Source organism: Pseudomonas agronomica (assembly GCF_025917275.1).
In the GTDB taxonomy this organism is placed as follows: Bacteria; Pseudomonadota; Gammaproteobacteria; order Pseudomonadales; family Pseudomonadaceae; genus Aquipseudomonas; species Aquipseudomonas agronomica.
The window spans coordinates 1-3,871 of the sequence record NZ_JAOSHO010000467.1 but is presented as its reverse complement, the minus strand read 5'-3'; the positions used below and the strand labels follow the sequence as shown (position 1 = coordinate 3,871).

The 3,871-nt window shown below is 60.5% G+C and carries 5 protein-coding genes; 3 read left to right on the top strand and 2 right to left on the bottom strand.

Translation table 11 applies throughout. The features are described from left to right. Nucleotides 1–23: 23 nt before the first annotated feature. The gene (locus tag OC610_RS22800; protein WP_181288889.1) at nucleotides 24–485 is read right to left on the bottom strand and encodes a MarR family winged helix-turn-helix transcriptional regulator; all 462 of its coding nucleotides are present in this window, start codon (nucleotides 483–485) and stop codon (nucleotides 24–26) included. Nucleotides 486–633: 148 nt separating this feature from the next. Between OC610_RS22800 and OC610_RS22795 the strand changes: the two genes are divergently transcribed. Next, nucleotides 634–1,383, top strand: coding sequence for a sulfite exporter TauE/SafE family protein (locus OC610_RS22795; protein ID WP_264430987.1), 750 nt, complete (start codon nucleotides 634–636; stop codon nucleotides 1,381–1,383). Here OC610_RS22795 and OC610_RS22790 read toward each other — a convergent pair. Continuing rightward, nucleotides 1,373–2,227, bottom strand: coding sequence for a LysR substrate-binding domain-containing protein (locus tag OC610_RS22790; RefSeq protein WP_264430988.1), 855 nt, complete (start codon nucleotides 2,225–2,227; stop codon nucleotides 1,373–1,375). The genes OC610_RS22795 and OC610_RS22790 overlap by 11 nt on opposite strands. A 97-nt stretch (nucleotides 2,228–2,324) precedes the next feature. Here OC610_RS22790 and OC610_RS22785 point away from each other — a divergent pair, with 97 nt between their 5' ends. Continuing rightward, nucleotides 2,325–2,546: a DUF1127 domain-containing protein gene (locus tag OC610_RS22785; protein ID WP_264430984.1), complete on the top strand. Its 222-nt coding sequence runs from the start codon at nucleotides 2,325–2,327 to the stop codon at nucleotides 2,544–2,546. 64 nt (nucleotides 2,547–2,610) lie between these two features. Then, a complete protein-coding gene (locus OC610_RS22780) occupies nucleotides 2,611–3,840 on the top strand; it encodes a winged helix-turn-helix domain-containing protein (RefSeq protein WP_264430983.1) in 1,230 nt (409 codons plus the stop codon). The last annotated feature ends 31 nt before the right edge of the window (nucleotides 3,841–3,871 follow it).

Below are 3,871 nucleotides of genomic sequence, written 5' to 3'. Positions count from 1 at the left end.
GGGATTAGCGGTGTTTCGGTGATTTAGAGGCTGTCTTGCAAATGCCCGCGCAGCTCTTGCAGGTCAAGTTGCAGCTTCTTCAATTGCTCCAGGGTCTGGCCGCTGGCGGCGAGGATGCACTGCGGAATGTCGAGGGCTTTTTTCTGCAGGGCGCGGCCCTGCTCAGTGAGCTCGACGATCACCACGCGTTCATCTTCCCGACTGCGGGTGCGGCTCAGCAAACCTTCGGCCTCCAGGCGCTTGAGCAGTGGCGTCAGCGAACCTGGGTCGGTGAGCAGTCGGTTGCTGATTTCACCAACGGTCAAACCGTCTTTTTCCCACAACACCATCATCGCCAAGTACTGCGGATAGGTCAGGCCCAATGCTTGGAGCAGCGGCTTGTAGACCTTGGTCATCAGCAGCGACGTCGAGTGCAGGGCGAAACAAACCTGGTTGTCCAATAACAGGGCATCGCAAGGGTCGGGGCTGTCGTGTTGAGTGCTCATGGCGAAACCTTTCAATCAATAGTGTTTATGAATCTAGCGGACGAATCTTTAATGCACCAGATAATTCTGACGACCTGATCAGCTATTGCGTTTCCTGGTTGTCGCCAACTGCGTAGGATAGGCGCCCTGATTAAAGGGAGAGTCGTCTGTGGTCGAGGTCGTGCTGTATTTGCTGTTGGGTGCCGCGCTAGGCACCTTGGGGGGATTGTTTGGCATTGGTGGCGGATTGATCGCGATACCAGTGCTGGGCGTATGGTTCGGTCTTGACCAGCAGATCGCCCAAGGCACGGCACTGGTGATGGTGGTCCCCAACGTGATGCTGGCGCTGTGGCGTTATCACCAACGTAATCGCATCGAGCTGCGTCATGTCCTGCCGTTGGCGTCCATGGGGTTCTGCTTCGCCTGGCTCGGTTCCATCTGGGCGGTAGGTATTGACGCGCAAAGTATGCGAATTGGCTTCGTGGTGTTCCTGGTCGTCCTGGCGGCCTACAACCTCATCCGAATGTTCGCCGCGACGGCACCCGCTTCGGCTCAGATGCGCCATGGCTGGCCATGGCTTGCTGTACTGGGGGCCGCGTCAGGGACGATGGGTGGTCTGTTTGGTGTCGGCGGGGCCGTTGTCGCCACGCCGGTTCTCACCAGTGTGTTCGGCACTACCCAGGTCGTTGCCCAGGGATTGTCGCTGGCGCTGGCCTTGCCCAGCACTGGCGTGACCCTCGCCACCTATGCGTTTCACCATGAGGTGGACTGGTGGATCGGCCTGCCGCTGGCCGTCGGTGGGCTGATGAGCATCAGTTGGGGCGTGAAAGTCGCCCACGCCTTGCCGGAGCGACTGCTGCGCGGGCTGTTCTGCGGTTTCCTGGTGCTGTGCGCGGTGTTGCTTATCTTTAAAGCTTGAAGCCTTCGACAATGTGTTCGGCCAGGCACTCGGTGATCGGCGATGGGTTGTGCAAGTTGCGGATCAACATGATGCTGGCCTCGGGCAGCTCCGGCAGGTCCTCCGCCTCACCGAGCACACGCATGTCCGGGGTCAGCAGGCTTTCCAACTGCGCGGTGATCGCCAGGCCCGCGCCCACCACGGCCATCAGCGCCGAAAGGCTCGAGCTGTTGTACGCCACGCGATAATCGCGGCCCATGGCATCCAATGCATTGCACGCCCATTGGCGGCAGAAACAATCACTGTTGAACATCGCCAGCGGCAGCGGTGTTTGTTCATGGACATTGAAGCAGGCGGCTTCGGCCCAGACAAAGCGCTCCTTGCGCAGCAACTGGCCGATCTCATCCCCCGGCTTGCGGGTGACGATGGACAAGTCCAGGTCCTGGCGCAGCAGCAACTGCTTGGACGATTCGCAGTGCACTTCGATTTCGATCAGCGGATAAAACTGGGCGAAGCGTTGCAGGATCCCGGGCAGGAACCGCATCACGTAATCATCTGGCGTGCCGATGCGTACCGTGCCGACCATGTGCGGTTCACGCAGCGTATTGAACACTTCGCTGTGCAGCTTGAGGATCCGCCGGGCGTAACCCAGCAACACCTGGCCTTCGGCGGTGAGCTTGACCTGGCGTCCGTCGCGCTCGAACAGCCGACGCTGCAGCACGTCCTCCTCCAGACGCTTCATCTGCATGCTCACGGCGGATTGGGTGCGGTTGACCATTTCCCCGGCACGGGTGAACCCCCCTTGGTCGGCGATGGCGACAAAGGTGCGCAGCACTTCGGTATCGATGCTCGGGTAACTCGACAATTGATCAATCTCCGAGATGTATTGCATAAGAAACATTCGTTGGATTGATCTTAGCCTTGGCGCGAGACTAGAGCCATCCCCAACGGAGGACATCACGATGAAAGGTCAAAAAGGGTATTTACTGATCGACAAATTCTCATCCCATGGTTTTTCGCTCAGCGCGCTGTTGCACAAGTTTAGCCGCTGGTACGAATTGCACCATGAACGCGAATTGCTGGCTTCGATGAGCGACGAGGCGCTCAAGGACATCGGCGTGAGTCGTGCTGACGTGGAACACGAAGTGGTTCGGCCATTCTGGGATGACCCGATGCACAAATGAGCCATCCTTCCCTACACAAACCGTCCAATGGTGAGGTAGGTTGCGAGCAGACAAGGAGATTTCCATGCCCGCGACTGTATCCTTTACCCTCAAACAGGCCCGGCGTCTGGCGTTGGCCGCCCAAGGATTCGATGGGCGGTTACCGCCAGCTTCGGTGCAACCCTCGCGTCTCAACCGCTTGATCGAACGCATCGGCGTCCTGCAGATCGACTCCGTCAACGCGCTGGTGCGCTCGCACTACCTCCCGCTGTTTTCCCGCCTTGGTCATTACAACCGCGACCTGCTCGATCAAGCCGCCTGGAGCCAGGGCCGCCATCGCACGCTATTTGAATACTGGGGACATGAGGCCTCGCTACTGCCGGTGGCGATGTACCCGTTGCTGCGCTGGCGCATGGCCCGTGCTGCGCGTGGCGAAGGTATCTATCAGCAACTGGCGCGTTTCGGCCAGGAGCAGCAAGACGTGATTCGCCGCGTCCTGCAAGCGGTACGGGAGCAGGGCGCAATTGGCGCGGGCAGTTTGTCCACGCGCCAGGAAAAGGCCGGCCCGTGGTGGGACTGGAGCGCGGAAAAGCATGCGCTGGAATGGCTGTTCGCGGCGGGTGAAGTGACGGTGGCGGGGCGGCGGGGCTTCGAGCGGCTTTACGATTTGCCGGAACGGGTCCTGCCGGACTCCGTGCTGCAGCAATCACTGCCGGATGAAGCCCAGGCCCAGCGAGCGTTGCTGGTCCATGCCGCCGAAGCCTTGGGTGTCGGTACCGAAAAGGATTTGCGCGACTACTTTCGCCTGAGTCCGACGGATGCCCGCGAGCGGCTCGCCGAACTGGAGGAGGCGGGCGAACTGCTACGTTGCCAGGTTGAGGACTGGAAGCAGCCAGCCTGGTGCCGACCCATCGTGAAAATTCCCCGCAAGGTCGCCGCCAGTGCGCTGCTATCGCCCTTCGATTCGCTGGTCTGGGAGCGCAGCCGCACCGAGCGGCTGTTCGATTTTCGCTATCGGCTGGAGATCTACACGCCGGTGCACAAGCGGGTGTATGGCTATTACGTCCTGCCGTTTCTGCACAACGAGCGGATTGCGGCACGGGTGGACTTGCGGGCGGAGCGGGCGTTGGGGCAATTGGCGGTGCATGCAGTGCACGAGGAAGAGGCGGGACTGGATGAAGAGGGGATGCTGGCGTTGGCGACGAATCTGCGGGGCATGGCCAACTGGTTGGGGTTGGAGCGGGTTCAGCTCAATTGTGGGAGGGCGAGTGGGGTTCGGTTGGCGGCGGCATTGGCGCAGATCGAGGCTGATTGAGCTGGCCTCATCGCGAGCAAGCTCGCTCCCA

Excerpts from the sequence above, each read along its gene's own strand:
- OC610_RS22800 (WP_181288889.1), bottom strand. The coding sequence starts at position 485 with ATGAGCACTCAACACGACAGCCCCGACCCTTGCGATGCCCTGTTATTG.
- OC610_RS22780 (WP_264430983.1), top strand. The coding sequence starts at position 2,611 with ATGCCCGCGACTGTATCCTTTACCCTCAAACAGGCCCGGCGTCTGGCG.
- OC610_RS22785 (WP_264430984.1), top strand. The coding sequence starts at position 2,325 with ATGAAAGGTCAAAAAGGGTATTTACTGATCGACAAATTCTCATCCCAT.